This is a genomic window from Methylobacterium oryzae (assembly GCF_036441375.1).
Taxonomy (GTDB): Bacteria; Pseudomonadota; Alphaproteobacteria; order Rhizobiales; family Beijerinckiaceae; genus Methylobacterium; species Methylobacterium oryzae_A.
Genome location: NZ_MLCA01000001.1, coordinates 947511 through 970969 on the forward strand (window position 1 = coordinate 947511; position 23459 = coordinate 970969).

The 23459-nt window shown below is 70.9% G+C and carries 16 protein-coding genes, 1 other RNA gene and 2 pseudogenes; 1 reads left to right on the top strand and 18 read right to left on the bottom strand.

Translation table 11 applies throughout. The annotated features are described in order from the left end of the window. Positions 1–157 precede the first annotated feature (157 nt). From lpxC to MOTC310_RS04615, 9 genes and pseudogenes are all read right to left on the bottom strand, one after another. A complete protein-coding gene (gene lpxC / locus MOTC310_RS04575; protein ID WP_331289878.1) occupies positions 158–1105 on the bottom strand; it encodes a UDP-3-O-acyl-N-acetylglucosamine deacetylase in 948 nt (315 codons plus the stop codon). A gap of 437 nt (positions 1106–1542) precedes the next feature. After that, positions 1543–2956 (bottom strand): annotated as a pseudogene (gene ftsZ / locus MOTC310_RS04580) (cell division protein FtsZ). 92 nt (positions 2957–3048) lie between these two features. After that, a complete protein-coding gene (ftsA, locus tag MOTC310_RS04585; protein WP_043384227.1) occupies positions 3049–4371 on the bottom strand; it encodes a cell division protein FtsA in 1323 nt (440 codons plus the stop codon). A 52-nt stretch (positions 4372–4423) separates the two neighbouring features. Next, entirely contained in the window at positions 4424–5377 is a 954-nt protein-coding gene (locus tag MOTC310_RS04590; RefSeq protein ID WP_331289879.1) for a cell division protein FtsQ/DivIB, read from the bottom strand. Continuing rightward, positions 5344–6267 (bottom strand): D-alanine--D-alanine ligase, encoded by a 924-nt coding sequence (locus MOTC310_RS04595; protein WP_331300931.1) that lies wholly within the window; start codon positions 6265–6267, stop codon positions 5344–5346. Before MOTC310_RS04595 ends, MOTC310_RS04590 begins: the two co-directional genes overlap by 34 nt. 111 nt (positions 6268–6378) lie before the next feature. Further along, positions 6379–7305: a UDP-N-acetylmuramate dehydrogenase gene (gene murB, locus MOTC310_RS04600; RefSeq protein ID WP_331300932.1), complete on the bottom strand. Its 927-nt coding sequence runs from the start codon at positions 7303–7305 to the stop codon at positions 6379–6381. Positions 7306–7504: 199 nt separating this feature from the next. Beyond that, complete coding sequence (murC, locus tag MOTC310_RS04605) at positions 7505–8911, bottom strand: UDP-N-acetylmuramate--L-alanine ligase (protein WP_331289882.1); 1407 nt, start codon at positions 8909–8911, stop codon at positions 7505–7507. Positions 8912–8961: 50 nt separating this feature from the next. Continuing rightward, positions 8962–10071, bottom strand: a complete 1110-nt coding sequence (murG, locus tag MOTC310_RS04610) for an undecaprenyldiphospho-muramoylpentapeptide beta-N-acetylglucosaminyltransferase (RefSeq protein WP_331300933.1) — start codon at positions 10069–10071, stop codon at positions 8962–8964. Beyond that, positions 10068–11234: an FtsW/RodA/SpoVE family cell cycle protein gene (locus tag MOTC310_RS04615; RefSeq protein WP_238287649.1), complete on the bottom strand. Its 1167-nt coding sequence runs from the start codon at positions 11232–11234 to the stop codon at positions 10068–10070. Before MOTC310_RS04615 ends, murG begins: the two co-directional genes overlap by 4 nt. Positions 11235–11499: 265 nt before the next feature. Here MOTC310_RS04615 and MOTC310_RS04620 point away from each other — a divergent pair, with 265 nt between their 5' ends. Continuing rightward, positions 11500–12975 (top strand): methyl-accepting chemotaxis protein, encoded by a 1476-nt coding sequence (locus MOTC310_RS04620; protein WP_331300934.1) that lies wholly within the window; start codon positions 11500–11502, stop codon positions 12973–12975. Between the two features lie 13 nt (positions 12976–12988). Here the strand turns inward: MOTC310_RS04620 and murD are convergent, their stop codons facing one another. The 9 genes and pseudogenes from murD to MOTC310_RS04665 form a co-directional block, all read right to left on the bottom strand. Further along, complete coding sequence (gene murD / locus MOTC310_RS04625) at positions 12989–14353, bottom strand: UDP-N-acetylmuramoyl-L-alanine--D-glutamate ligase (protein WP_331300935.1); 1365 nt, start codon at positions 14351–14353, stop codon at positions 12989–12991. A gap of 208 nt (positions 14354–14561) precedes the next feature. After that, a complete protein-coding gene (gene mraY / locus MOTC310_RS04630) occupies positions 14562–15647 on the bottom strand; it encodes a phospho-N-acetylmuramoyl-pentapeptide-transferase (protein ID WP_331300936.1) in 1086 nt (361 codons plus the stop codon). A gap of 77 nt (positions 15648–15724) precedes the next feature. Further along, positions 15725–17173, bottom strand: a complete 1449-nt coding sequence (locus MOTC310_RS04635; protein WP_331300937.1) for a UDP-N-acetylmuramoylalanyl-D-glutamyl-2,6-diaminopimelate--D-alanyl-D-alanine ligase — start codon at positions 17171–17173, stop codon at positions 15725–15727. 19 nt (positions 17174–17192) lie between these two features. Next, a pseudogene (locus MOTC310_RS04640) lies at positions 17193–18672 on the bottom strand (UDP-N-acetylmuramoyl-L-alanyl-D-glutamate--2,6-diaminopimelate ligase). Positions 18673–18696: 24 nt separating this feature from the next. Further along, positions 18697–20589, bottom strand: a complete 1893-nt coding sequence (locus MOTC310_RS04645; RefSeq protein ID WP_331289889.1) for a peptidoglycan D,D-transpeptidase FtsI family protein — start codon at positions 20587–20589, stop codon at positions 18697–18699. Positions 20590–20595: 6 nt separating this feature from the next. Next, on the bottom strand, positions 20596–21009 hold the full coding sequence (ftsL, locus tag MOTC310_RS04650; protein ID WP_012319332.1) for a cell division protein FtsL: 414 nt from the start codon (positions 21007–21009) through the stop codon (positions 20596–20598). Continuing rightward, positions 21006–22070: a 16S rRNA (cytosine(1402)-N(4))-methyltransferase RsmH gene (gene rsmH / locus MOTC310_RS04655; RefSeq protein WP_331300938.1), complete on the bottom strand. Its 1065-nt coding sequence runs from the start codon at positions 22068–22070 to the stop codon at positions 21006–21008. The genes ftsL and rsmH overlap by 4 nt, the downstream gene beginning before the upstream one ends. A 427-nt stretch (positions 22071–22497) precedes the next feature. Next, an RNA gene (rnpB, locus tag MOTC310_RS04660) (RNase P RNA component class A) lies at positions 22498–22895 on the bottom strand. Between the two features lie 71 nt (positions 22896–22966). Beyond that, the gene (locus tag MOTC310_RS04665) at positions 22967–23407 is read right to left on the bottom strand and encodes a VOC family protein (protein ID WP_331289891.1); all 441 of its coding nucleotides are present in this window, start codon (positions 23405–23407) and stop codon (positions 22967–22969) included. Between the last annotated feature and the right edge of the window lie 52 nt (positions 23408–23459).

Here is a 23459-nt window from a genome sequence, read left to right on the forward strand (position 1 = left end):
GCGCCGTCATGCCATCGCGTGGGTGGATCCGGCCCGCCCCGGGCCGTGCCCGCCGTTCACGGACCGTTAAACCGTGCCGTTTGATTCGGGCACGAAAGCGGCAAGGCTGCGGCAGCGAGGATCGGTTGCCGGCTGTGTCCCGAAGGTCACAGGGGGGCTACAGGTCGCCCGCGAAGGCGGCGATGCCCAGGCCGACGCCCAGCTCGGACAGGACGGTCTCGCGGCGCGAGCCCTGCGCCTCGACGATGGCGTAGTTCGCCCGGTCGGCGAAGAGGGCCGACAGCACCCCGACATTCATCCGGTGGCCGCCGCAATAGGAGCGGTAGGCCCCCTGGATCGGAAGTCCGGCCAGGGCGAGGTCGCCGATGGCGTCGAGGATCTTGTGACGGACGAACTCGTCCTGGAATCGCAGGCCTTCGGGATTGACCACGGCGGTCTCGCCCACCGCCACGGTGTTCTCCAGCGAGGCGCCGAGGGCGAAGCCGGCCTTCCAGTAGCGCTCCACGTCTCGCATCATCCCGAAGGTGCGGGCGCCGGCGATCTCGCGGCGGTAGGTGGCGGGCGACAGGTCCATGGCCTTGCGGGAGCGGCCGATCACCGGGCTCTCGAAATCGATCTCGACGTCGAGGCGGAAGCCCCGGTCGATGGGCCGCAGCTCCGCGAAGGACGTCCCGGTCTCGATGCGGACGTGGCGGAGGATCTTGAGCCAGCGGCGCGGCGTGTCGCAGGTGGCGATCCCGATCTTGTCGATCGCCTGGACGAAGGGGAGCGCGGATCCGTCGAGGATCGGCATCTCGGGGCCGTCGATCTCGACCAGGGCATTGTCGACGCCCAGGCCGTACAGGGCGGACATCAGGTGCTCGACGGTGGCGACTGCGCCGGTCTCGACATCGCCCAGGACGGTGCAGAGTTCGGTGGCGGAGACGAGGGCGTGATGCGCCTTGATCAGGCGGTCATTGCCGTGGGTGGTACCGGTGCGGAGGAAGGCGATGCCGTGATTGGCCGGAGCGGGTCGGATCGTGATCTCGGCGGGATTGCCGGAGTGGACCCCGATCCCCGAGAGAGTCGCCGGCCCTTTGAGGGTCGTCTGTTTATGCGTTCGCATTCCTTAGCCCCCGGGCGCGACCAAATCCCGACACCCCGACTGGAGGTGAAGAGGAACTGACTGATCCGTCCGCTGCTTGATGCCCTAGCCCACGCGATCAGGTTGTGTCCTGCTGCGTGTCGTCTCGATCACATGGTTTCTATAGCTGCGCCGCACAGGGCAGCCAAATCACGGATTCTTACGGTCTGTTACAGACACGCTTAGCGGTTCGTCACCGCAAAGCGCTGCTGCCACAAAGGCTTAAAGGTTGGTTAATACGTGACTAACCCGCGGCCGTTCTGTGGCGCCGATGCACCACGCGTCCCGCCTCGAAGGCCGCGGCGCGCAGCCTCGTCGAGCCCGATTCCTCACCGCAACAACCACGAGTTGCTTTGCTGCAGCGCGAAGGGGCCGGCGGTTTCCCGCCAGCCCCAGGCCGTGTCGGAGACCCGGACCGATCAGTTCGCCTGACGGCGGAGGAAGGCCGGGATCTCGAGCTGATCGTCGTCCATCATCCGCGGCTGAGGGGCGACCCGGCCCTGCCCGTCGAGATTGCCCTGGGCCGGGCGGTACTGCGGGACCGCGGGCGGGGCCGGCGCGCGCGGGGCCGGCGGCACGTGCGGCTGGGCCATGTGCGACTGCGGTGCGGCGGGCGAGGCNGCGGGTCATCGGCGCGGCGGCCTCGATGCGGCTCTCGATCCGCGACTCGGGGCGCATCTCGGGGGCCGAGAGCGGCGCGGGGGCCGGGGCGGGGATCGGCGCCGGGGCGACCGACTCGGTGCGGATGCTCGGCACCGGCGAGGCAGCCCGCGAGCGGGCCTCGGCGCGCAGGCGCTCGGCAACCTCGGCGATGCGCTGCTCGGTCTCGGCGATGGCCGGGTTGTTCGGCGAGTTCGCCGAGATCAGGGCCGGCTCGATGCCGGTGGCGACCACCGACACGCGGATGATGCCGTCCAGGCTCTCGTCGAAGGTGGCGCCCAGGATGATGTTGGCGTCCTGATCGACCTCCTCGCGGATGCGGGTGGCGGCCTCGTCGAGCTCGTAGAGGGTCAGGTCCGAGCCGCCGGTGATCGAGATCAGCAGGCCGCGGGCGCCCTTCATCGAGACGTCGTCGAGGAGCGGGTTGGCGATGGCGGCCTCGGCGGCGCGGTTGGCGCGCTTCTCGCCCGACGCCTCGCCGGTGCCCATCATGGCCTTGCCCATGCCGCGCATGATCGCCCGGACGTCGGCGAAGTCGAGGTTGATGAGGCCTTCCTTCACCATCAGGTCGGTGATGCAGGCGACGCCCGAGTAGAGCACCTGGTCGGCCATCGCGAAGGCGTCGGCGAAGGTGGTCTTCTCGTTGGCGACGCGGAACAGGTTCTGGTTCGGGATCACGATCAGGGTGTCGACCGCGGCCTGCAGCTCCTGGATGCCGGACTCGGCGGTGCGCATGCGGCGCATGCCCTCGAACTGGAACGGCTTCGTCACGACGCCGACCGTCAGGATGCCCATGTCGCGGGCCGCGCGGGCGATGACCGGGGCGGCGCCGGTGCCGGTGCCGCCGCCCATGCCGGCGGTGATGAAGCACATGTGGGCGCCGGAGAGCTGGTCGCGGATCTCGTCGATCACCTCGTCGGCGGCGGCCGAGCCGACCTCCGGGTGCGAGCCGGCGCCGAGGCCCTGGGTGACGCCCAGGCCCATCTGGATCACCCGCTCGGCCTTGGAGGAGGTCAGCGCCTGCGCGTCGGTGTTGGCGACGACGAACTCGCAGCCGAGGAGGCCCGACTCGATCATGTTGTTGACGGCGTTGCCGCCGGCGCCACCGACGCCGAAGACGGTGATGCGGGGCTTGAGTTCCCGGATGTCCGGCGCCTGGAGGGTGATGGCCATGGTGTCGAGCCTCTCGCTAACTGTGCTGTCCGTGCGACGCCTGGGCGCCGGATTCCCTTCGATCCCCCCGCGCGAGCGGGCGGGCGTGAAACCTAGAAGCTGTCCCGGAGCCAGCGGCCGACCCGGTTCAGGTAGTTGTCGGTTCCGGTCGCCGCGAAGGCGCCGTGCCCGCGCGGCTCGAAATGCTCGGCGTGGGCCACCTGCGGGTAGACGAGCAGGCCGACCGCCGCCGAGAAGGCCGGGCCCTTGGCGGCTTCCGGCAGGCCCCGGATGCCGAGGGGCCGTCCGATCCGCACCTGACCCTGGAGGACGCGGCGGGCGACCTCCGGCAGACCGACGAGCTGGCTGGCGCCGCCGGTGAGCACCACGCGCCGCCCGGCCTGGGCGGCGAAGCCCGCGTCGCGCAGGCGGTCGCGCACCAGCTCGACCACCTCCTCGACGCGCGGCTTGATGATCCGCACGAGCTGCGAGCGCGGGATGTGGGCCGGCGCCTCGCCCTCGTCCTCGCCGACCCCGTGCACGGCGATCATGTCGCGGTCGTCGGAGGGGGTGGAGAGGGCCGAGCCGTAGAGGGTCTTCAGCCGCTCGGCCGCCGCCATGCGGGTGGAGAGGCCGCGGGCGATGTCCATGGTGACGTGGTGGCCGCCGACCGCCAGGGCGTCCACGTGGACGAGGTGGCCGCCGGAGAACACGCCGACGCTGGTCGTGCCGCCGCCCATGTCGACGACGCACACGCCCATCTCGGCCTCGTCGTCGACCAGGGCCGAGAGCCCGGCCGCGTAGGGCGTGGCGATCACCGCCTCGACGCCGAGGTGGCAGTGCTCGACCGCCAGCATCACGTTGCGGGCCGCGGCGAGTTCGCTGGTGACGACGTGCAGGTCGACGCTGAGCGCCTCGCCGATCATGCCCGACGGGTCGATCACGGCGCCCTGCCCGTCCAGGGCGTAGCCGGTGGGCAGCGCGTGCAGGACCGCCCGGCCGGGGCTGACGCCGTGGGCGCTGGCCGTCTCGAGCACCCGCTCGACGTCGCTGCCGGTGACGGTGCCCGAACGGACGTTCACCCGCGCCTGGAAATGCTGCGAGGCGAGCCGGCCGCCCGACATGTTGACGATGACCGACTGGACCTCGACCTTCGCCATCCGCTCGGCGGCGTGGACCGCCTGACGGATTGCGCCTTCGGCGGCGGCGAGGTCGACGATGGCGCCGCCCTTCAGGCCCAGGGAGCGCTGGTGGCCGATGCCGATGATGCGCGCGAGGTGCGTGCGGCCGCGGAGCGTCGTGAGCGCCTCGGCGGGCTGCAACTCGGCGATGAGGCAGACCACCTTGCTCGTGCCGATATCGAGCACCGAGAGGGTGGTCGAGCGCCGGGCGGAGAGCGGCTTCAAGCGCGGCGTGAGGCCGTGTTGGCTGTGCATTGACGCTACCGGGCGCGGGGTGCGGGACGGGCGGAGATCTTGGTCGAGGGCATCAGCTGGCCGCGCCCTTCTTCTTCGCCTTCTGCGCTTCCGCACGGGCGGCGGCGGCCTCCTCGGTCAGGCGCACCACGAGGCGGTCCGGCATGCGCAGGTCCACCGCGATGATGTCCTTCTCGAGCAGGCCGGCCTCGCGCTCGAACCGGACGAGGCGGGCGAGCGCGGCGGCCGGATCGGCCTCGGGCAGGCGCACGTCGACGCCGTCGAGCTTGAGAGTCCAGCGCCGACCGGACACGTAGGTGCCGGCCTTGATCCGCTCGGCGAGCGGCCCGGCGGCGGCGATGAGGGCGAGATATTCCGGAAGCTTGGTGTTGGCGTCCTCGCCGACCACTAGGGGCAGGCTGGCGTAACGATCGTCGCGCATGGCGTCGATGACGGTGCCGTCGGCGGCGATGACGTTGATCTCGCCGTTCTTCTGCCAGAGAGCCGCGGGCTCGCGCTCCACCTGGGTGATGGCAATCTCGTTGGGATAGATCTTCCGGACCGAGGCCTGCGCGATCAGCGGCACGCGGAGCAGCCGCTCGCGCACGTCGTTGACGTCGAGGAAGGGAACGGAGGAGCGCCAGTCGATCCCGGCGGCCGCCAGGACCTCGCGCTCGTACATGCGGGAGATGCCCGAAATGGTGACGCGCTCGACGCCGAAGCCGGCGACGCGCGCGGCGATGTCGAGCGGGCGGCCCTGCTCGGCCACGAAGGCGTCGTAGCGGCCGCTCGCCACGAAACCGGCGAGCGCCACGACCGCGGCGGAGAGGGAGACGCCGACGATGCCGACGCCGCGGGGCAGGCGCTCGCTCAGGCGCTGACCGGAGCGGGCCCGACGGACCGAGAGCGACCGGGACGAGGCGCGGCCGACGAGCCGGCCCAGGACCGCGCCGGCGAGGCGCGCGGGACCGCTGCGGCCGGCGGCGTCGCCGCTCAGCGATTCAGGGAAGCGTCCTCCACCATCCATCGGACGAGCTCACCGAAACTCAGGCCCGCATGGGCCGCCATCTCCGGCACAAGGCTCGTCTGGGTCATGCCGGGTTGCGTGTTGACCTCCAGCACGACGAGCAGACCGGTTCCACCCGGTGTGTCGTCGTAGCGAAGGTCGGCACGGCTGACGCCCCGACAGCCCAGTGCTTGATGCGCCGTTAACGACAGTTCTTGGACACGCTGGTAAACATTTGGTTTAAGTTCGGCCGGGAGGACATGGATCGACCCCCCCGGGGCGTATTTGGCGTCGTAGTCGTACCAGTCGCCCGTCGCGGCCTTCACCTCGATCACGCCGAGGGCCCGGTCGCCCATCACCCCGCAGGTCAGTTCGCGGCCGGCTATGTAAGGTTCTGCAAGCACTTGCTCGCCGAAGGTCCACTCGTCGGAGGCGAGGATCTGGGGCGGGTGCGAGCGGCCGTCGCGCACGATGATCACACCCACCGATGAGCCTTCCGCGATGGGTTTCACGACGTAGGGTGGCGGCAGAGGGTGTGTCCTGGCGGCCTCACGACGGTTAACGATCCGGCCCTCCGGCACGTCGACGCCGGCGGCGCGCATGACGGTCTTGGCCCGCTCCTTGTTCATGGCGAGCGCCGAGGCGAGGACCCCGGAATGGGTGTAGGGGATCTTCAGGATCTCCAGAAGACCCTGGATCGTGCCGTCCTCGCCGTCCGGGCCGTGCAGCGCGTTGAAGGCGACGTCCGGCCTGAGCGCCGTCAGCACCGCGGCGATGTCGGGACCGACGTCGACCCGCGTGACGCGGTAGCCCTCTCCTTCGAGGGCGTCGGCACAGGCCTTGCCGGAGTTGAGCGAGACTTCGCGCTCGGCGGAGGTGCCGCCCAGCAGGACGGCGACGTGCTTGGACATCAGGGCACCTCGAATAGCTCGGCTTCGATCAGGATCTGAATGCGCCCGAACGGCCACTGTGGGGGGAGCACACCTTGTCCCGGCCCCATCCGCCCGTCGGGAACATCGCGCTCACTTCGTGTCGGCGGGCCGCCCGATCCTGCGGATTTCCCAGCGCAGCTCGATCCCGCTGGTTTCCCGAACGCGGCGGCGGACGTCCTCGCCCAGCCCCTCGATATCGGCCGCGGTCGCGGAGCCGGTGTTGATCAGGAAGTTGCAGTGCATCTCGCTGACTTGGGCCCCGCCCCGCGTCAGCCCGCGGCAGCCCGCGGCGTCGATGAGCTGCCAAGCCTTGCCGCCCTGCGGGTTGGCGAAGGTGGAGCCGCCGGTCCGCTCGCGGATCGGCTGGGCGGCCTCGCGGGCAGCCGTCACCCGCTCCATCTCGGCCTCGATGGCGGCCCGGTCGCCGGGCCTGCCCCGGAAGAGGGCGCGCGTGAAGATCACGTCCTCCGGCGCGTCCGAGTGCCGGTAGGAGAAGCCCATATCGGCGTGGCCGAAGGTGCGAACCTCGCCCCTGCGGTCGATGCCGCGGGCTTCGACGAGCACGTCGGTGGTCTCGCCGCCATGCGCGCCCGCGTTCATGCGGAGCGCGCCGCCGATCGAGCCCGGGATGCCGCGGTAGAAGGCGAGCCCGTCGAGCCCGGCCTCGGCCGCCGCCTTGGCGAGGCGCATGTCCGGGACCGCGGTGCCGACGGTCAGCGTGTCGCCGTCGATCGCGATGCTGCCGAAGGCCTTGCCGCCGAGGCGCACCACGACGCCCGGCACGCCGCCGTCGCGCACGATCAGGTTCGATCCGAGCCCGATCACTGTTACTGGTACGTCCGGATCGAGGGCCGCGAGCAGGCGGGCGAGATCCTCCTCGTCGGCCGGGGTGAACAGGACCTCGGCGGCTCCTCCGACCCGGAACCAGGTGAGCTCGGCGAGCGACTGGTCAGCGAGCAGGCGCCCGCGAAGGTCGGGCGCGGCGGCCCGGATGCGATCGTGCAGAGATGCGGTCATCTGTGAGTCTCCCCTCGCCCCGCCCGCGGGGAGAGGGATGCGACGACGCGGGTGTCGTCGCATCGGGGTGGCAGCTGACGCTCCGAGGCCGGGATCCGGAGATACATCGCCGGGTCCATCCTCGAAGCGCAGCCCAGTGTAGACGGTGGAAGGCGCCGCCGGCCCGAGACGTCTCCCCGGGCGGGATCACGCACCGCGCTTACCGCCCCCGCGCGGCGAGTTCGTCCGGCAGGGCGTAGGCCCACTGCGTGATCGTGCCGGCACCGAGACAGATCACGTAATCGCCGGGCTTGGCGAGCTCGGCGATGATCCCGGGCAACTCCTCCGGCCGCTCCAGCGCCCGGGCGTCGCGGTGGCCGCGCGAGCGCAGGCCGGCTACGAGGCTGTCACGGTCGAAGCCCTCGATCGGCTGCTCGCCGGCCGCGTAAACCGGCGCGACGATGACCGTGTCGGCATCGTTGAAGCAGGTGCAGAAATCGTCGAACAGCGACTGCAACCGGCTGTAGCGGTGCGGCTGCACCACGGCGATGACGCCGTGCTCGGTCGAGGCGCGGGCGGCCTTGAGCACCGCCTTGATCTCCACCGGATGGTGTCCGTAATCGTCGAAGATCGTCGCGCCGTTCCACTCGCCGGTGCGGGTGAAGCGCCGCTTCACGCCGCCGAAGCCGGCCAGCGCCTGGCGGATCGCGTCCGGCTTCACGCCGAGCTCGTGCGCGACGGCGAGCGCCGCCGTGGCGTTCAGCGCGTTGTGCTTGCCGGGCATCGGCAGGACCAGATCCTCCATCTCCATCCGGTAGCCGGGACGGCGGTCGCGGATCATCACCCGGAAGCGGCTCTGGCCGCCGCGCAGGTCCACGTCGATGAGGCGCACATCGGCCTGCGGGTTCTCGCCGTAGGTGATGATCCGCCGGTCCTCGATGTGGCCGACGAGGTCCTGGACCACCGGGTGGTCGATGCACATCACCGCGAAGCCGTAGAACGGGATGTTGTCGATGAAGCGCCGGAACGCGTCCTTGATGGCGTCGAACGAGCCGAAATGGTCGAGATGCTCGGGGTCGATGTTGGTGACGATCGCCACGTCCGCCGGCAGCTTCAGGAAGGTGCCGTCGGACTCGTCGGCCTCCACCACCATCCACTCGCCCGCGCCCATCCGGGCATTGGTGCCGTAGGCGTTGATGATGCCGCCGTTGATCACGGTCGGGTCGAGGTTGCCGGCGTCGAGCAGGGTGGCGACCAGCGAGGTGGTCGTCGTCTTGCCGTGCGTGCCGGCGATCGCCACGCAGGACTTGAAGCGCATCAGCTCGGCGAGCATCTCGGCCCGGCGCACCACGGGCAGCCGCCGCTCCCGGGCGGCCTGCAATTCGGGATTGTCGCGCCGGATCGCGGTGGAGACGACGACGAGGGCGGCCTCCTCGACGTTCTTGGCATCGTGGCCCACGAAGGTCCGCATGCCCTTCTCGGCCAGACGACGGACGTTGGCGTTGTCGGAAGCGTCCGATCCCTGCACCGTGTAGCCGAGGTTGTGCATCACCTCGGCGATGCCGGACATGCCGATGCCGCCGATGCCGATGAAGTGGATGGGGCCGAGCTTGTCGGGCAGCTTCATGGGTCGAACCGTCTGGTGGCGGGACCGCCGGTGCGGAATCCCTCAAGGAATCAGGTGCGGGCGGCCGTCTCGACGACAACCTCGGCCAGCCGCTCGGCGGCGTCGTGGATGCCCGCGCTTCTGGCCGCATCGGCCGCCGCGGTCAATTTTGCCGGCGACTCGAAGCAGGCGGTCAGTTCCGCGGCGAGGCGTTCCGGCGTGAAATCCGACTGCTTCACGGCCAGAGCCGCGCCGATCGCGTCGAGGGTCGCGGCGTTGGCGGCCTGATCCTGGTCGAGGGAGCCGGGCAGCGGCACGAGGATCGCCGGGCGGCCGATCGCCGCGAGTTCCGAGACCGTCGAGGCGCCCGAGCGGGAGACCACGAGATGGCTCGCGGCCATCCGCGCCGGCAGGTCCTTGAAGAACGGCGCCGCCTCGATCCCGGCGAGCCCCATGGCGAGATAGCGGTTCTGAACGGCCGTCAGGTCCTCGGGGCGGACCTGCTGGACGAGGTGCAGGCGGGCGCGCAGCGCGTCGGGCAGGCGGGCGATCGCCTCCGGCACGACCTCGCCCATGACCCGGGCGCCCTGGCTGCCGCCGAACACCAGGAGCCGCAGGACCTCGTCCGGGCCGAAGGACGGATAGGGGATCTTCGCCGCCTCGATCACCGCGGGACGGAGCGGGTTGCCGGTGTGGATGCGCGGGGCGCGGGCCTTGTCGGGCACGCCGCGCACGACCTTGAAGCCGGTTGCGATGGTGCGGGCGCCCCGCGCCAGGAAGGCGTTGGCCCGGCCCATCACGGCGTTCTGCTCGTGGAGCACGGTGGGCACGCGCAGGAGCTGGCCGGCGAGCACAGGCGGCACGGTCGGGTAGCCGCCGAAGCCCACGATGGCGGCCGGGTTGATCCGGCGGATCTCCTTGGCGGCCACGCCGAAGCCGCGGCCGAGCGTGAGCACGGCGCCGGCCCGCCTCAGGGGCGAGCGACCTGACGGCGTCGCCGAGGCGATGGTCACCACCTCGGAGGCCGGGAACTCGGACGCGATCGCGTCGACCCGGGCATCGGTGGCGAGCGCCACCCGGATCCCGCGGGCGCGCAGCGCGTGGGCGAGGCTCTCGGCCGGGAACAGGTGGCCGCCGGTGCCGCCCGCGCAGAGCAGGATCGTGGGGGTGAAGACGGTCACCGCATCACCCCGGCGACGGTGGCGGGCGCGGTGCCGGGCGGCTTCTGGCTGAGCATGACGGTGCGGGGACGCTTGCGGGTCAGGGCGACGAGGAAGCCGGTACCGAGCGCCAGCGAGATCAGCGAGGAGCCGCCGTAGGAGACGAACGGCAGCGTCATGCCCTTGGCGGGCATCAGCTGGGTGTTCACCGCCATGTTGATGCAGGCCTGGAGCCCGAACAGCGTCGTCAGACCCGTGATCGCCAGCCGCGAGAAGGTATCGTCGGTGCGCCGGGCGAGCTTGAGGCCGCGCAGGACGATGAAGGCGAACAGCGCCACGAGGCAGAGGCAGACGATCACGCCGAACTCCTCGCCGGTGACCGAGAAGATGAAGTCGGTATGGGCGTCCGGCAGGTGGCGCTTGGCCACGCCCTCCCCCGGCCCGGTGCCGAACCAGCCGCCCGAGCGGAACGATTCGCGCGACCAGAAATCCTGGAAGCCGCCACCGGAATCCTTGTCGAGGAACTTGTTGAAGCGCTCACGGACGTGGTGGAAGAACAGGTAGGCCGCAAAGACACCCCCGAGCCCCAGCACGCCGAGCACCGCCACCCAGATCAGGTGGAGGCCGGCGACGAAGAACAGGGCGCACCACACCATGGTAATCAGCATGGTCTGGCCGAAATCGGGCTGCAGCAGCAGCGGCACGATGGTGATCGGGAGCAGCAGGAGCGCGAGGATGCCGCCCGGCATGTCGCGGCGCTGCGCGCCCTCCGAGAAGGCCCAGGCGGCCACGACCACGAAGGCCGGCTTCACGAATTCCGAGGGCTGCAGGCCGAAGGAGCCGAACTGGATCCAGCGGTGCGCGCCCTTGATCTCCGGGCCGAATTTCCCCGCGAGCAGGCACAGGGCGACCCCGCAGACCCAGGTCACCAGCGCGAGCCGCCGGATCCCGCGCAGCGACAGGAACGAGACCGCGCAGATCAGCAGGATGGTCGGCGCGAGGTACATCGCCTGCCGGTTGAGGAAGTAGAAGGTCGGCAGGCCGATGCGCTCGGCCACCGGCGGACCGCCGCCCATCAGGAAGACGAGGCCCGCGACCATCAGCGCGAACAGCGCCGCGAGCAGCCCGCGGTCCACCGTCCACCACCAGTCCGTCAGGGGGGTGCGTTCCGCGCGTGACATCATGCCGGGCAACGACTCCAGGCCGCGCGAATGCCGATCCGCGCGGGTCGGACCGGATCCTCGGCAGGAATGGTAAACGGAGCCTTATGGCCGACGCAGCGGCTCGCGCGGGCCGCGAGAGTGGCTGGCCCTGGAATGCTGTATTAGGCGGGCGCAATACTGGTGAGAAGATACTCTATGTTAATCCGCCTGTTGCAACCTTCGGCTGTATCCCCCCGGCGGGTCGCGGTGCGCCGCGCCCGATCCGCCCAGCGGAAGCCGACGCGCCATGTTTTCTGCCCTGAACGTTCGTGAAGCGCACGCCAAGCTCGCGGCTCTCGACCGGGTTCAGGGCGTGATCGAGTTCGACCTGGCAGGACGGATCCTGTCGGCCAACCGGAATTTCCTGGACGTGGTCGGGTACACGCTGCCGGAGATCGTCGGCCAGCACCACAGCCTGTTCATGGATCCGGCCCAGCGGGACGCGCCGGAATACAGTGCGTTCTGGGACCGCCTGCGCGCGGGCACCTTTGAATCCGGCCAGTTCCAGCGGGTCGGGCGCGGCGGCCGGCCGATCTGGATTCAGGCCTCCTACAACCCGATGCTCGACGTGCGCGGCCGGCCCTACAAGGTGGTGAAGTTCGCCACCGACATCACGCAGCAGCGCACCGCGGAGGCCGACCGCGCCGGGCAGATCGCCGCCATCGACAAGGTGCAGGCCGTGATCGCCTTCGACCTCGACGGCACGGTGATCTCGGTGAATGATAATTTTCTCACCGCGATGGGCTACAGCCGCGCCGAGGTGATCGGGCAGCATCACAGCCTGTTCGTGGAGCCCGCCTACCGCGAGAGCGAAGCCTACCGGGCGTTCTGGGCGGCGCTCCGGAACGGGACCTATCAGGCGGCCCAGTTCCGGCGGATCGGCAAGGACGGTCGCGAGGTCTGGATCCAGGCCTCCTATAACCCGATCCTCGATGCCGCCGGTCGGCCCTACAAGGTGGTGAAGTTCGCCACCGACATCAGCGATCAGGTCCAGCTCCTCGCGAACCTCCGGACGCTCATCGACCGGAACTTCGGCGAGATCGAGCAGGCGGTGACGCATTCCACGAAGGCGGCCGCGCTGGCTTCCGGGGCGGCGGATTCGACTTCCGGGAACGTGCAGACCGTCGCGGCTGCGGCCGAGGAACTGGCGGCCTCGGTCGCCGAGATGTCCCAGAGCATCGTGCGCTCCCAGGGCGCCACCGACACCGCCTATGCCTGCGTCCAGGACGCGGACGGCCACACCAAGCGACTCGCCGAGACCGCCACGGCGATGACCGGCATCGTCGGCCTGATCCAGGACATCGCCGGCCAGATCAACCTGCTCGCGCTGAACGCCACGATCGAGGCGGCGCGCGCGGGCGCGGCGGGGCGCGGCTTCGCGGTCGTGGCCTCGGAGGTGAAGGCGCTGGCCGATCAGGCGGCGCGCGCCACCGGGCAGATCAACGGCGAGATCGCCAGCGTGCAGCGCGTCTCGCAGGAGGTCGTGCAGGCGCTCGGCTCGATCGGGTCCTCGGTCTCCGTGATGCGCGAGACCGTGGTCGCCACGGCGGCCGCCATCGAGGAGCAGAGCGCGGTGACCCGGGATCTCGCCGAGAGCATGCAGAGTGCCGCCGGCGCGGTCACGGCGATCACCGGCAATATCGGGGCGATCGTCCAGTCGGTGGCCAACGTCTCGCAGGCGGTCGGAACCACCCGCGAGGCCGCCAAGGTTCTCGCGCGCTGAGGCCGGCGCTGCCTCAGGGCAGCGCCTGAACCAGCTCACGGAATCGGTTGCCGCGGATCTCGAAGTTCCGGAACTGGTCGTACGACGCGCAGGCCGGCGACAGCAGCACCACCGGCTCGGGCGCGCCCGAGGCGGCGGCGTTCTCGGCGGCCTTCGGGACGGCGTTCTCGAGGGTCTCGCAGCGGGTGTAGGGCACGGCGCCCTCCAGGGTCGCCGCGAAGGCGTCCGAGGCCGCGCCGATCAGGTAGGCGTGGGCGACCCGCTCGAAATACGGCACCAGCGGGAAGATCCCGCCCTCCTTGGCCTTGCCGCCGAGGATCCAGTGGATGTCCCGGAACGCCGTCAGCGCCTTCTCGGTGGAATCCGCGTTCGTCGCCTTGGAATCGTTGACGAACAGGACGTGACCGCGACGTCCCACCTCCTCCATCCGGTGCGGCAGGCCGGGGAAGGAGGTCAGCCCGGCCTGGATCCGCTCCGGTGACAGGCCCAGCGCCCGGGCCACCGCGACGGCCACCGCCGCGTTCTGCCAGTTATGGGCCCCCCGCAGCGAGCCGATGCCGTTGACGTCGGCGAGGGCCGTGCCGTCCGACTCCCGGACGATCCCGTCGCGCACCGTCAGCGCGTCGGTGCACAGCACGTCGCCGTGGGGCACGTGGACGCGCACGAGGTCGGCGCCGCGCCGATCGGCGATGGCGCGGCTCGGGGCGTCGTCGACGCCGACCACCGCGAGGCCGGCGCCCTGGATCAGGCGCTCCTTGATGGCCGCGTACTGCTCCATCGTGCCGTGCCGGTCGAGATGGTCCGGCGTGATGTTCATCAGCACGCCGACGCTCGGATCGAGGCTCGGCGTCAGGTCGATCTGGAACGACGACATCTCGATCACGTGGACGCGGTCGGCGGCCGGGGGCTCCAGCGACAGGATCGCGGTCCCGATATTGCCCCCCATCTGCACGTCCCGGCCCGCCTGCGCGAGGACGTGAGCGATCAAGGCCGTGGTGGTCGACTTGCCGTTGGTCCCGGTGATCGCCACGAACGGCGCCCCCGGTGCCCGCGCCCGCCTCTCCCGGCAGAACAGCTCGATGTCGCCGATGATCGCGACGCCCGCGTCCCGGGCGAGCCGGACGCTCCAGTGCGGCTCGGGATGGGTCAGCGGCACGCCGGGGCTGAGCACGAGCGCGGCGAAGTCGGACCAGTCGGCCTCGCGCAGGTCCCGCGTCTCGATCCCGGCCTCCCGCGCGCGGGCGAGGCTGTCGGCATTGTCGTCCCAGGCCTGCACGGCCGCGCCACCCGCCTTCAGCGCCAGCGCCGTGGCGAGCCCCGAGCCGCCGAGTCCGAACAGGGCGACGGTCTTGTCCTGGAAGACGGTGACGGGTGTCATGCGGAACTCTGGATGCGGCAGCCGGACCCGGCCGATCCAGCCCGGACCCTCATCCCGAGGCGCCCGCGTCGGCGGGCCTCGAAGGAGGGTTCCAGGGATCGCGCGCCTGGCTGGAAGCCTCCTTCGAGGCACCTGCTCCGCGGCCACGCCTCAGGGACGAGGGCGAGGATCGGATCGACCTCTCAGACCGCCCCTCTAGCACAGATTTTCAGCGCAGCTTCAGCGTCGCCAGACCGGCCATCGCCAGGATCACCGCGATGATCCAGAAGCGGATCACGACCTGCGGCTCCTTCCAGCCCTTCTGCTCGAAATGGTGGTGGATCGGCGCCATGCGGAAGACGCGCTTGCCCGTGAGCTTGAACGACGCGACCTGGATGATCACCGACATCATCTCCAGCACGAACAGACCGCCGACGATCGCCAGGACGATCTCGTGCTTCGTCGCCACCGCGGTCGAGCCCAGCAGGCCGCCCAGCGCCAGCGAGCCGGTATCGCCCATGAAGATCTGCGCCGGCGGCGCGTTGAACCAGAGGAAGCCGAGGCCCGCGCCGATCACCGCGCCGCAGACCACGGCGAGCTCGCCCGTGTCGCGGACGTAATTCACCTGCAGGTAGCTGGCGGTGAACGAGTTGCCGACGAGGTAGGCGATGAAGCCGAAGGTGCCGCAGGCGATCATCACCGGCACGATCGCGAGGCCGTCGAGGCCGTCGGTCATGTTCACGGAATTGCCCGCCCCGACGATCACGAAGGCGCCGAACAGGGGGTAGAACCAGCCGAGGTTCAGGAGCGCGTCCTTGAACACCGGGAAGGCGAGCTGGTTCTGGAGCGCGGCGGGCGAATAGACCGCGATGGTCACGCAGGCCGCCATCGCGATCACCGCCTCCAGGGCGAGGCGGAACTTGCCCGAGAAGCCCTTGTGCGACTGCTTCGTGACCTTGAGATAGTCGTCGTAGAACCCGATCGCGCCGAAGCCGAGGGTGACGGTCAGCGTCACCCAGACATAGTGGTTGCGCGGGTTGGCCCAGAGCAGGATCGCCACGACGGCGCCGGCCAGGATCATGAGGCCGCCCATGGTCGGCGTGCCGCGCTTGGTCAGCAGATGGGTCTGCGGCCCGTCCTCGCGGATCGGCTGCCCCTTGCCCTGGCGGATCCGCAGGAGCGAGATGATCCAGGGCCCGAACCAGAACACGAACAGGCCCGCCGTGAACAGCGCGCCGCCGGTGCGGAAGGTGATGTAGCGGAACACGTTGAGCGGCGTGAAGCTGCTGCTCAGGTCCGAGAGAAGGTACAGCATCCGGGCGCTCGGCCCCCTTGTTCAGGCTCAGGTTTCGGGGGACGACGCCGGGCGCGCCGAACGCGCGGGCGTGCCGGTCATGGGACGGTCTGGGTCCGCCGGGTCAGGTCGACCGCGTAGCGGGCTTTCAGCGCCTCGACAATCCGGCCCATGCGGCTGCCGTTCGATCCCTTCACCATGACGGCGTCTCCGGACCGCAGGATCCGGGCGAGCGGCTCGATGAGGTCGGTGGCGGTGTCGGCCACCGCGCCGCGGCGGCTCACCGGCAGGGCCTCGAACAGGTGGCGCATCAGCGGACCGGCCGTGAAGACGAGGTCGATCCGGGCGGCCTCGATCGCCTCCGCGAGGCCGCGGTGCAGGTCGGGCGCGGCGGCGCCGAGCTCCAGCATGTCGCCCAGCACGGCGATCCGGCGCCCGCGGGGTCCGGTCTCGATCCCGGCCAGCGTCGCGAGTGCCGCCCGGACCGCGACGGGATTGGCGTTGTAGCTCTCGTCCACGAGGTAGGCGGTACCGCCGCCGATCTCGAGGGCGGTGCGCTCGCCGCGCCCCGCCGGCGGCGTCAGCCCGCCGAGCGACAGGGCGGCGCGGGCGAGGTCGGCGCCCAGGCTGTGGACCACCGCCATGACGCCCAGGGAGTTCAGGGCCGCGTGACGGCCGGCGGTGCCGAGCTTGTAGGTGACGGGCTGGCCCATCACCACGCCGTCGATCGCCGACAGGTCGGGCCGCAGCACGATCTTCAGGGCGCGGACGTCGGCATCCGGATGCTCGCCGAAGGTCACCACCCGGCCCGCCCGGGAGGCCTGCGCGTGGGCGACCAGCCGGTCGAAATGCTCGACGTCGCGGTTCAGGATCGCGACGCCGCCGGGCTGGAGCCCGGAGAAGATCTCACCCTTGGCGTCCGCGATCGCGGCGAGCGAGGCGAAATGCTCGATATGGGCGGGCGCGATCGTGGTGATCAGCGCGATGTCCGGCCGGACCTGTGCGGTCAGCGGCACGATCTCGGCGCCGTGGTTCATGCCGATCTCGAACACGCCGTAGCGCGCGGAGCGCGGCATCCGCGTCAGGGTCAGGGGCACGCCCCAGTGGTTGTTGTAGGAGGCCGCCGAGGCGTGAGTCTCGCCCTGCTCGGACAGGACGTGGCGCAGGGCCTCCTTGGTCCCCGTCTTCCCGACCGAGCCGGTGACCGCCACGACCTGCGCGCGCGTCCGGGCCCGGGCGGCGGCACCGAGGCGCACCATCGCGGTCAGGACGGGGTCGGCGCCCGCCTCGGGCACCGCCAGGACGGGCCCGTGGGCGGTCAGCTCCTCGGCCCGCGCGGCGCTCACCACGGCGGCGCCGGCCCCTCGCGCCAGGGCGTCGGGAACGAAGTCGTGGCCGTCGCGGGCATCACCGCGAATCGCGAAGAACAGGTCGCCGGGCTGGAGCGTGCGAGTGTCGATCGAGGCGCCCGAGATGGGGCGCTCGAAGCCGGTCAGGCGGCCGCCCGTCGCGGATTCCAGCTCCTCCCGCGTCCAGAGTGCGGTCATCGTCAAATCCCCGTCGTCCTCAGGCCGCCGCGGCGATCGCGGCACGCAGGACCGCGTGGTCCGAGAACGGCAGCGTGCGATCCCCCACGATCTGGCCGGTTTCATGGCCCTTGCCGGCCACGACCAGCACGTCGCCCGGCGCGAGCCGGCGGACGGCGGCGAAAATCGCCTCGGACCGATCACCGATCTCTTCCGCCCCTGGGGCCGCCTCCAGGATCGCCCGACGGATGGCGGCCGCATCTTCGGTGCGCGGATTGTCGTCCGTGACGACGACGATGTCGGCGAGCCGCTTCGCGATGGCGCCCATCAGCGGCCGCTTGCCGCGGTCGCGGTCGCCGCCGCAGCCGAAGACCACGATCAGCCTGCCGGTCGCGAACGGCCGGAGCGCGGTCAGCACACTCTCGAGAGCCTCGGGCTTGTGGGCGTAGTCGACGAGGCAGAGGCCGCCGCGCGCCTCGCCGATCCGCTCCATGCGCCCCGGGACGCCGGTCAGATGGTGGAGGGCCGCGAACACGCCGTCGGGATCGGCGGCGCCCGCGGGCGTGGCCAGCGCGAGGCCGGCCGCAACCAGGGCGTTCTCGACCTGGAACTCGCCGACGAGCGGCAGGCGCAATTCCCGGTTCCGGCCCGCATGCAGGAGACGCGCGGCCTGTGCGAACCCTTCCGTCCGGACGGAGTCGATCCGCAGATCGCGCCCGCCGCGCCCGACCGTGCGGACTGGGCGGCCGGCCGCCTCCGCCGCGGCGATCACCCGCTCGGCATAGGCGCCGTCGGCGTTGACGATGGCCGGGCGGCCCGGCGGCAGCAGGTCGGTGAACAGGCGCAGCTTGGCCGCCAAGTACTCCTCGATGCTCGCGTGGTAGTCGAGATGATCCCGGCCGAGATTGGTAAATCCCGCCGCGTCGAGGCGCACGCCGTCGAGCCGGCGCTGCTCGATCCCGTGGGAGGAGGCCTCCATGGCGAGGTCGGTGACGCCCTCCGCGGCGAGCTGCGCGAGCGTCCGGTGCAGCGTCACCGGATCCGGGGTCGTGAGGGAGCCGTACTGCGCGCCGCGATTCGTGACGATCCCGACGGTGCCGAGGCTCGCGGAGTCGCGGCCGAGGCGCGCGAGGATCTGGCGCACGAAGTCGGCGACCGAGCTCTTCCCGGCGGTCCCGGTCACCGCGACCACGGTTTCGGGCTGAGCCCCGGCGAGGCGGGCAGCGGCGAGCGCCAGCGATCGGCGGGCGTCGGCGACCGGGACCCAGGCAACCGCCTCCGGCAGGTCGGCCGGTCGCGCGCCCTCCCCGGCCACGGCGGCNGCCCTCCCCGGCCACGGCGGCGGCGCCGCGCTGGGCCGCCTGCGCGGCGAAGCGCCGGCCGTCGGCCTTCGTGCCCGGAACGGCGACGAAGACCGTGCCGGTCGCGACCTGCCGGCTGTCGGCCGTGAGATCCGACACGGTCAGGTCCGCCGCGGGGCCGGTGGCCTCGGGGAAGAGGTCGGCGAGCCGCGCGCTCATCGATCCACCCTCATGGATCCACCCTCATGGCCCGCCGAGCTGGTTGACGTGGTAGGCGTTGAGCTTGACCATCTGCGGGAACGGTCTCACCGGCGGCTCGAATTGCGGCGGCAGGCCGAGGATCGGCGCCACGCGCTCGATCACCTTGCCGGTCACCACGCCGGAATTCCAGGCCGCCGTGGCGTAGCCGCCCGATTCCGGCAGGCCCTGCGGCTCGTCCATGATCGTGACGAACAGGTACTTCGGATCGTTCATCGGCGCGGCCGCCATGAAGGTCGTGAACAGGCGGTTGTGGATGTAGCGGCCGCCGATGACCTTCTCGGCGGTGCCGGTCTTGCCGCCGACGAAGTAGTACGGGATCGCCGCCTTCTTGGCCGAGCCCTCGGAGGCGTTGAGCCGCATGATGTAGCGCATCGCCTCGGAGGTCTGGCCGGAGAGCACGTGCGTGGCGCGGGCCTTCGCCGCCTCCGGCGTCGTCTTGAGGAAGGTCGGCGTCATCAGGTCGCCGCCGTTGGCGATCGCCGCCACCGCGGCCGCGGCCTGGATCGGCGCCACCGCGATGCCGTGGCCGAACGCGATGGTGATGGTGTTGATCTCGGTCCAGCGCGACGGGACGATCGGCGCCGCACTCTCCGGCAGCTCGGTACGCAGTCGGTCGAGCAGGCCCATCTTCTTCAGGAAGGCCTTGTGGCCGGGCACGCCCACGCCGAGCGCCATCTTGGCGGAGCCGATGTTGGAGGAGTGGGTGAACACCTCCGGCATGGTGATGACGCGGTTGGTGCCGTGATACTCGTGGATCTTCTGCCGGCCCCAGTTCAGCACGCCGCCCCGGGTGTCGAAGGTCGAGTTGACGTTGTATTTGCCGGAATCGAGCGCCATGGCGAGGGTCATCGCCTTGAAGGTCGAGCCCATCTCGTAGACGCCGACATTCATGCGGTTGATCCGGTCCGGCGAGAGCGCGTCCTTCGGATCGTTCGGGTCGAAATCCGGCATGGAGACGAGCGCGATGACCTCGCCGGTCTTCACGTCGAGGATCATCGAGGCGCCGGCCTTGGCCTTGAAGTGGTCGATGCCCCAGGCCAGCTCGTCGCGCACGGCGAACTGCGCGCGCAGGTCGATCGACAGCTGCACCGGCTTCAGGTCGGCCTGCTTGTTGATCAGCCCGAAGCTGTTCAGGGCCTGCAGGCCGGTGGAGTCGATGTACTTCTCCATGCCGGCGATGCCGATGCCGTCGAGGTTCGTCGCGCCCAGGATGTGGGCGGCCGCGACCCCGTTCGGGTAGACCCGCTTGTGGTCGGGCAGGAAGCCGATGCCCGGGATGCCGAGCCGGTGGACCTCGGCCTGCTGCTTCGGCGTCAGCTCGCGCTTCACCCAGACGAAGCCCGCGCCCTTCTTGTCCTTGCGCTGCGTGAGCTTGGCGCGCAGCTCGGAGGCGTTGAGTTCCGGCAGCACGGCGGTGAGCAGCTCGACGGCCTCGTCCTTGTCGTAGATGTTGCCGGGCTCGGCGAAGACCGAGACCGTGCGGATGTCGGTCGCCAGGATCTCGCCGTTGCGGTCGACGATGTCGGGCCGGAAGGCGGTCGAGGACGCGGCCGCGACCCGGTGTTCCTGGCTGGGCGGCTCACCGAAGATCGCCATCATCAGGAGCTTGGCGGAGATCGTCCCGAACACGCCGACGAAGACCAGCCCGACCAGCGCGACGCGCATGTGCGAGCGCTCGATCGCCAGCCGGAACATGCTGCGCAGGAGCGCCTTGAAGCGGTCGGCGCGCGGCTCGGGCTCGCGCGCCTCCTCTTCCAGGGCACGCGGCGCGGCGGCGGCGTGGGCCAAGGCGGCGGCCTCCAGCAGCGCCGCCTCGTGGTCCGACACGGCGGGCTCGACCGCCGGGGCTAGGGTCTGGTCGGCGTCATCGGACACGGGGATTTACCTCGAAGCCGTCGTCGGGGTGCGGGTCGTGGTGACGGTGCGGGTGATCGAGCCGGTCGTGCGCGGCTCGATCGCGCCCTTGTCCTTGGGCGTCGCCGTGGCGGCGAGCAGGCGGCCGATCTCGTCCCCGCGCTCCGGCCGGGCGGGAAGATCCGAGAGGCGCGCCAAGTGGCTGGTGCCGATCGGCTCCAGGGCGAGATGCTTGTCGACGGCCGCCTGGAGGCGGTCCGGCCGCGTCAGCAGCTGCCACTCGGCGCGCAGGACGGCGATGGCCTGCCGTTCCTTGTGCAGGGCCGTCTGCAGCTTCGACACCTGACCGCCCTGGTAGAGCGTGTCGTACTTGATCGAGTAGGCGTAGATCGCCGAGGCGACGAGGCCGGCCACCGCCAGCAGGTTCAGGAGCCGGATCATCGGCGATGGCCTCCGCGGGCCGCGTCGGGCAGGCTCGCCAGCGCGGTCAGCGCGGCCAGCGGTTCGGGAACGTCGGATTCGGTGCGCTCCGCGGCCCGGAGCTTGGCCGAGCGGGCGCGCGGATTGCGGGCGATCTCGGCCTCGCCCGGCAGGACCGGGCCCTTGGTCACGAGACGGAAGCTGCGGACGGTCTCGACCGGGCTCCCGGGCAGATGGCGGGAGCCCTGCGCCGAGCGGCCGCTGCGCGCCGCGAAGAACTGCTTGACGATCCGGTCCTCGAGCGAGTGGAACGTCACGACGGCGAGCCGGCCGCCGGGCCCGATCACGCGCTCGGCCGCGTGCAGGGCACGGACCAGCTCGCCGAGCTCGTCGTTCACGGCGATCCGCAGGCCCTGGAAGGTGCGCGTCGCCGGGTGGATGTGGCTGCCGGGCTCGGTCCGCACCACGCCGGCGACCAGCTCGGCCAGCTGCGCGGTGGTCTCAATCCGCCCGCGGCGCCGCGTCTCGAGGATGGTCCGCGCGACCGCGCGCGAGCGCCGCTCCTCGCCGTAATGGTAGATGATGTCGGCCAGCACGGTCTCGTCGGCGTCGTTGACGAGGTCGGCGGCGCTCGGGCCGTCGCGGCCCATGCGCATGTCGAGGGGGCCGTCGCTCCGGAACGAGAAGCCCCGCTCCGGTGCGTCCAGCTGCATCGACGAGACGCCGATATCGAGGACCACCCGGTCGACCTGCGCGATGCCGGCCTCCGCGAGCAGGCTGTCGAGCTCGCCGAAGCGGCCGGGCAGGAGGCGCAGGCGTCCGTCGAACTCCGCGACGAGCGCCTGTCCGCCCGCGATCGCCGTGGGGTCTCGGTCGATCGCGACGACCTGCAGGGCCGGATCCGCCGCGAGCAGCGCGCGCGTGTAGCCGCCGGCACCGAACGTGCCGTCGACCGCGATCCCGCCCGCGGTGCCGAGCGCCTCGACGACCTCCGCGAGGAGAACGGGCACGTGCGGCTCGGCCGGCGCATCGGCACCGCCGTGACGGGGCGAGTTCTCGGGAGAGGGGCGGCGCCGGCTCATGGGCGCCTCGATGGTGTGGCGCACCGCGGCGCGCGAGGACGGGCGGATTGTCGGCGCGTCCCGGAAATCCGGGCGCGGATGCGGCTCGTGCGTCTCATGGTGCCCTGTGCCGGACCGCGCGAGCGCGGCGCGCGTGACGGGAACGGCACCGGATGCGGAGCGCGCAAGACGCCGCGCACGGACGGGACCTGCGCGGTGGCAGGGTGCGCCCGGCGATCCGATACACGCCGTTGACGGGAGGATGCCGGGTATCATGGGCCTCGGAGGATCGTCAACGCACAAGCTTGGCGCTGCCGCGCGGACCGATCTGAACCCGGCAAGGTTAACCGAAGGTTTTTGCCGCCCCGGAATTTTCGGCGCGCCGCCCGCCGGCGCGGGCACGGCGCCGGGTCGATAAGACGTTGAAGACGCAAGTCTTATCGGGGAGTGGATCAGCCGGCCTGTAAGCCGGGTTCTGTATGGCCGGAGCGCTCGCGCGCCCGACGTGGCGGCCATTCCTCTGGGACGATCGTCGCCGACCGCCTCGAGCAACCAACCCGGGCGACTGGCCTGGAGAGCCGGCCTGCCCTTCTCGCGAAGGGCGCGCCGCCCCTATTCGGTCTTGCTCCCGGTGGGGTTTGCCGTGCCGTCCGCGTTGCCGCGTCCGCGGTGCGCTCTTACCGCACCCTTTCACCCTGACCCCGGACGGATCCGGGGCGGTCTGCTCTCTGTGGCACTGTCCCTGGGGTCGCCCCCGCCGGAGGTTATCCGGCACCGTCTCTCCATGGAGCCCGGACTTTCCTCCCCGGATGCTCGCGCGTCCGGAGCGGCCGCCCGGCCGGCTGATCCGCGGGCAGATGCGCCCGCGGGGCCGTCCGGGTCAAGGGCGCAGAGCCGCTACCAGGCGGGCAGTGTCGCTACCAAGTGCCGGTATTCTCCATGGACTTCCACGGCTCCTGCGGCTCCTTGGCCCCGCCCTTCTGGAGGATCTCGATGGAGATGCCGTCCGGCGACTTGACGAAGGCCATGTAGCCGTCGCGCGGCGGCCGATTGATCGTGACGCCCTTCTCCTGCAGCTTGGCGCAGAAGTCGTAGATATCGTCGACCTGATAGGCGAGATGGCCGAAATTGCGCCCGCCCGAGTAGGTCTCCGGATCCCAGTTGTAGGTGAGCTCGATCAGCGGCGATTTGGTCGCCGAGGCCCGCTCCACATCCCCGGGCGCCGCGAGGAACACGAGGGTGAAGCGGCCCTTCTCGTTCTCGACGCGGCGCACCTCCTTCAGGCCGAACGTGTCGACGTAGAAGGCGAGCGCCCGGTCGAGGTCGGCGACCCGGACCATGGTGTGCAGAAATTCCATCGGGACCTGTCCTGTTGCTCTTCGGAAACGGATCGCCTGCCCGCCTCCGACT